Source organism: uncultured Streptococcus sp., from assembly GCF_963528215.1.
In the GTDB taxonomy this organism is placed as follows: Bacteria; Bacillota; Bacilli; order Lactobacillales; family Streptococcaceae; genus Streptococcus.
The window spans coordinates 1-3,930 of the sequence record NZ_CAURVL010000057.1; the positions used below are offsets into that span (position 1 = coordinate 1).

A 3,930-nucleotide genomic window follows, 5' to 3' on the forward strand; every position below is an offset into this window, starting at 1 on the left:
CGTAAGGTTGATGAAATCCGTCCGCTGGATGCGGAAGTGGATTACCTGCCGCGCGTGCATGGTTCTGGTCTCTTTACTCGCGGGCAAACCCAAGCCTTGTCTGTCCTGACCCTGGCACCAATGGGCGAAACGCAAATTGTGGACGGCTTGGATCCAGAATACAAGAAACGCTTCATGCACCACTATAACTTCCCGCAATACTCTGTCGGTGAGACAGGTCGTTATGGGGCTCCTGGCCGTCGTGAAATTGGACACGGTGCTCTTGGGGAGCGTGCCTTGGAGCAAGTCTTGCCTAGTTTGGAAGAGTTTCCGTATGCAATTCGTCTGGTAGCGGAAGTCTTGGAGTCAAACGGTTCTTCTTCACAGGCCTCTATCTGTGCGGGTACTCTGGCTCTGATGGCCGGTGGTGTGCCGATTAAGGCACCGGTTGCCGGAATTGCCATGGGCTTGATTTCAGATGGCAGCAACTATACGGTTCTGACGGACATTCAAGGTTTGGAAGACCATTTTGGCGATATGGACTTTAAGGTAGCTGGTACCCGCGAAGGGATTACCGCCCTGCAGATGGATATCAAGATTGAAGGAATTACAGCGGAAATCCTGACAGAAGCTCTTGCTCAGGCTAAGAAAGCTCGCTTTGAAATTCTGGACTTGATTGAAGCGACAATTCCAGCTCCACGTCCTGAGTTGGCTCCAACTGCTCCGAAAATCGATACCATCAAGATTGATGTGGACAAAATTAAGATTGTCATCGGAAAAGGTGGGGAAACCATCGACAAGATTATCGCTGAAACTGGTGTTAAGATTGACATTGATGAAGAAGGAAATGTGTCCATCTACTCTAGCGACCAAGACGCCATCAATCGTGCCAAGGAAATCATTGCTGGCTTAGTCCGCGAAGCAAAAGTGGATGAAGTTTACCATGCCAAGGTTGTTCGGATTGAGAAATTCGGTGCTTTTGTCAATCTCTTTGACAAGACGGATGCCCTGGTTCACATTTCGGAGCTGGCTTGGACTCGGACTAATAACGTCGAAGACGTTGTACAAATCGGTGATGAAGTGGATGTCAAGGTTATCAAGATTGATGCCAAAGGTCGGGTAGATGCTTCCATGAAAGTATTGCTGCCGCGTCCGCCAAAGTCTGATAAGCCAAAACATCATCATGACAAGGGACATCATCCGCGCAAGGAGCACAAGGGTCATAAGGACCATCAAGAAAGCCCTAAAACAGAAGAATAAGAGGTCGTATCCCTGTAGACCTCATCAGAAATCGGCAGAGGCGAGCCTAGTTCTCGTCTCTCCTTGTTTAGAGAAGGAAGGAGGCTAGCATGGGTTGGTGGAAGGAATCTATTGATATCGTAAAGGAAAATGACCCGGCGGCACGAACGTCGCTGGAAGTTTTGCTAACCTATCCAGGCATTAAAGCTTTGGCGGCCCACCGCCTCTCGCATTTTTTATGGAGGCACGGCTTCAAGCTGCTGGCGCGCATGCACAGTCAATTCTGGCGTTTCTGGACCCAGATTGAGATTCATCCCGGCGCTCAGATTGAGTCGGGTGTCTTCATCGACCATGGCAGTGGCCTAGTGATTGGAGAAACGGCCATTGTGGAGAAGGGGGCCATGCTTTACCACGGCGTGACCCTGGGCGGTACGGGCAAGGATACAGGCAAACGCCATCCAACCGTGCGTCGGGGTGCCTTGGTCTCTGCTCATGCCCAAGTCATTGGACCGATTGAGATTGGCGAGAAGGCCAAGGTCGGAGCCGGTGCAGTTGTAGTGGCTGATGTTCCTAGTGATGTGACAGTTGTTGGTGTACCAGCGAAGATTGTTCGTGTCCACGGTGAGAAGGACGAGCCAACCATTCACGAGGTAGAGGAGAAACGGGAATACTATCTAGACAAGCTAGAGCATGCCCGTGAAGCCAGCCACCATTCGTCAAGTCTGTAGAAAAGGTTGGCAAAGTTATCTAAGTAAAATATGACAGGAGGAACCGACATGTCAGATTTATCAGATGCTATTTTGAACCAGATAGTCCTTGAACTGAAAGAAGGGTTGGACGGTCTTGCCAAGGAGCGTTTTACAAAATTGCCGCCTAGCCACCAGCGTGAATGGGCTCGCTATATCAGTGAAGCCAAAAAAGATGAGACCAAGTTGCGTCGCATAGAAAAGATGAAGGTGGATTTGCTGAAGCCTTAAAGAAAGAGAACTTATGCTATTAGAGGAATTTGAAGATGTAGCTGGGGTTATTGAACCAACAGATAGACAGATTATTGACAAAGGTGAGGTATGCGAAACCATCATCCTGTCCTTTAATGGCGAAATTCTGAAACGTTTGATTGAGTCAGAAGATGTCTATCCGGGAGGCTATTTGAAAAGCATAAACGGCCATCATCCATGGTATATTTATGGCCAAGGACCTAGCAAGCTAGCAGTTATGTTGGCTCCAATTGGGGCTCCCATGATAGTCGGCCAGCTGGAGGAGTTGGTGACTAGAGGCTTCAAGAATTTCATCATTCTAGGTTCCTGTGGCGTTTTGGACCGCTCAATTGAGGCGGATAAAATCATCCTGCCTGCAGCCGCTTTGCGAGATGAAGGGACTAGCTATCACTATGCCCCACCGGGTGATGAAGTCGCCTATGACGAGTCTTTGTTGGTCGAGCTGGAAGCCATCTTTGATAAGCACGATATCGAGCATATCCGCGCTAAGTCTTGGACGACTGATGCCTTTTATCGGGAAACGCCTGATAAGGTCAAGCGGCGCTTAGCTGCGGGTGCCCAAGTGGTGGACATGGAAGCTTCAGCTATCATGGCTTGGAGTCAATTTCGCAAGAGTAAAGTCTATCAATTCTTCTACACAGCTGACTATGTGGATCATCATAAAAATGAGTGGGATGCAAGACACGAAGAAAGAAAAGCAGATGCTATGATTTTTTTCAATATTGCTTTGATGATAGCAAAGGAGATAAATAGGGGTATATGATTATAAACTATCTATATATGTGTCTGTTTGTTATATTGATTATGTTCCTTGTATATTTAAATCGGAAAGAAAAATTAGAGGAAAAGAAACAAGATGCTCAAACGGACTATAGTAAAATTTATTTACAGGAATATTCATTGAGAATGGATAATGGTGAAACTTGGCTGTTTTTTGAGTATAAATTGACTCAATTAAATAAACGAGATTATATATTAAGTCATTATAGACAAGGGGATATATGGACTAACGAACATGGATATTCCTATATGATATCGGAACTGCTAGATAGAGAATATTATGAAATAAAATATGATTCTAGTGGAAGAGTAAGCGAAAAAGAAGGACCCTATATTATATATAAATTAACATCAATTATTGATATGAGTCATAGAGATATAAACTACGGTCCTGTTCAAAATAATTATGCCGGGAATAATTATCAAGATAATAGATATAGTGTTTATTATAATGAGATTGTTTCAGTGCTAAATGCTTACAAAACAGAATTGATTCAACATGGTATTAAAGATAGCGAAATTAACAGTATCATTACTTCTCCGCAGGATAAACAAAAATTGGAATATTTTGTAGAGAAGTATGAGCCGATCTTAAGAAGTATTGAAGTTGCGAGTGCAGCTGCTACACTTTTTGATATATTGCTGAAATTACTATAGATAGTAGGATATAGGAGTAATTATGATTAAAATCTATGACACCATGTTGGCAGGAAGTCTTGTTTCTGTATTCAGTTTGTTTCGTGCAGGAAATCTGATTTTCGGTCTTCTGGTCCTGCTCCCTGCCTACCTTTACCATTTGAGCCGGAAGTAGACTGGAGAGGCGCTTGAATGTTTAAGAATGAACCGTTCTGCTGCAGGTTGGAATTGCTGTTGTCTGGCTTATTTTTCTTGTCCAGCAAGGATTTTGCTGAATACTTTGATTAGCTTAGGTCTA

General features: G+C 44.6%; 6 protein-coding genes. All 6 read left to right on the top strand.

The features are described 5' to 3' along the window. The coding region (gene pnp / locus RWS24_RS10685) for a polyribonucleotide nucleotidyltransferase (RefSeq protein WP_314367420.1) at positions 1-1,239 on the top strand (1,239 nt) is incomplete at its 5' end. A gap of 89 nt (positions 1,240-1,328) precedes the next feature. Further along, the gene (cysE, locus tag RWS24_RS10690) at positions 1,329-1,946 is read left to right on the top strand and encodes a serine O-acetyltransferase (protein WP_002899011.1); all 618 of its coding nucleotides are present in this window, start codon (positions 1,329-1,331) and stop codon (positions 1,944-1,946) included. A 30-nt stretch (positions 1,947-1,976) separates the two neighbouring features. Beyond that, positions 1,977-2,195 carry a YdeI/OmpD-associated family protein gene (locus tag RWS24_RS10695; protein WP_125340348.1) on the top strand — a complete coding sequence of 73 codons (219 nt, stop codon included), beginning with the start codon at positions 1,977-1,979 and terminating at the stop codon, positions 2,193-2,195. Between the two features lie 13 nt (positions 2,196-2,208). Beyond that, a complete protein-coding gene (locus RWS24_RS10700) occupies positions 2,209-2,979 on the top strand; it encodes a nucleoside phosphorylase (protein ID WP_314367427.1) in 771 nt (256 codons plus the stop codon). Beyond that, positions 2,976-3,653, top strand: a complete 678-nt coding sequence (locus tag RWS24_RS10705; protein WP_260468652.1) for a hypothetical protein — start codon at positions 2,976-2,978, stop codon at positions 3,651-3,653. Before RWS24_RS10700 ends, RWS24_RS10705 begins: the two co-directional genes overlap by 4 nt. A 22-nt stretch (positions 3,654-3,675) precedes the next feature. Beyond that, on the top strand, positions 3,676-3,807 hold the full coding sequence (locus tag RWS24_RS10710; RefSeq protein WP_260468653.1) for a hypothetical protein: 132 nt from the start codon (positions 3,676-3,678) through the stop codon (positions 3,805-3,807). The last annotated feature ends 123 nt before the right edge of the window (positions 3,808-3,930 follow it).